The organism is Bacteroides graminisolvens DSM 19988 = JCM 15093 (assembly GCF_000428125.1).
In the GTDB taxonomy this organism is placed as follows: Bacteria; Bacteroidota; Bacteroidia; order Bacteroidales; family Bacteroidaceae; genus Bacteroides; species Bacteroides graminisolvens.
Window position 1 is genome coordinate 1 of record NZ_ATZI01000034.1, and the last position, 1,284, is coordinate 1,284.

Consider the following 1,284-nt stretch of genomic DNA (forward strand, 5'->3'; position numbering starts at 1 on the left):
GAGGGTGTGTCAAAACAGGCACATCCTCTTTTTTTCTAATCGCTAGCTTGTCTCTAATCTAAGTTTACCTATGCCGCAATTTTCGGAAGCGGTGACTTCAAAGTCGCCCAATTCATCCCATAAATCGCTTTTAAGTGTGTGTACAGTCGGTAAATTAGGTCAAGAAATAGTTTAGAGGCTTCCTTGGCAATTTTTGCGCACATCTTTTTGATATTAAAGGCAATGACAAAGAAGGCAAAGTCCATTGTAACCTTTTCTTTTCCAACATGTCGGAAACGCCGATACGCCATGTTATATTTCATTTGCCCAAAGACGGCTTCGGGCTCTATGCACCGCCTCCCCCGATGCTTAATCCCTTCTTCTGAAGTTAGCCTTTCACGCGCCTGTTTTTTATATTCATTCAATCGGTGATTTACTTCGATTATTCGATTTCCCCGTGCTTTAAAGCAACTGCCGCGCAGGGGGCACCCTTCACATCTTTGAGCTTTATAACGGGCACTTTGAGTAACATATCCGCTGGCGGTTTTATCCCGTTTGGTTCCTATACGATTCATGTGCTGTCCCATGGGACAAACGTAATAATCCTGCTCAATGTTGTAATACAAGCTTTCCGGATGAAATGGGTTGGGAACATAACGGGGACGCTGCTCTTTATGAAAGAAGTTGTATTTGACAAAGGCCTCTATCCTGTTCTCCTGCATAAACCGATAGTTCTCCTCCGAACCATAACCGGCATCTGCAACAGCGGTACCGGGAAGTCTGTTATAGCGCTCTCGAAAGGAATTAAAGAAAGGAATAAGCGTGAGTGTATCCGTTGGATTTGGAAAGAAAGCGAAATCGGTAATAAACTGATTCTCTGTTGCTATCTGCAAGTTGTATCCGGGTTTGGTCTGACCATTGTTCATGGCGTCTTCCTTCATGCGCATGAATGTGGCATCAGGGTCCGTCTTGGAATAGGAGTTACGATCCCCTAATATCTCCAGATGCTTTTCGTATTCAGCCAGTTTGTCACCAAGAGCTTCAAGTTCCTTTATTTGTCTCTTCTTTTCACGATGAGCTTTTTTCTGCTCCTTGGCGTTGGGGCCGGGTTCATGTTCCAAGGCATCTTTGAGTTCATCCACTATCTGAGAAAGCGTAGCCGGGGTAAATTCTACCGGTGTGTCTTTCAGGGTATTTTCTTGCGCAATGGTTTCATCTACCTGTTCTAAAAGAATACGAACTTTATCCATCAGTTTCGCCCGGTTTCTTTCAACGCTCTTGCGCCAAACAAAAGTATATTTGTTG

1 protein-coding gene is annotated in these 1,284 nt (G+C 44.0%); it reads right to left on the bottom strand.

What is annotated here, in order from left to right; genetic code table 11:
* Nucleotides 1-68: 68 nt before the first annotated feature.
* Nucleotides 69-1,284 (bottom strand): IS1182 family transposase (locus tag C511_RS16835; protein WP_034782455.1); only part of this gene is annotated, 1,216 nt, incomplete at its 5' end.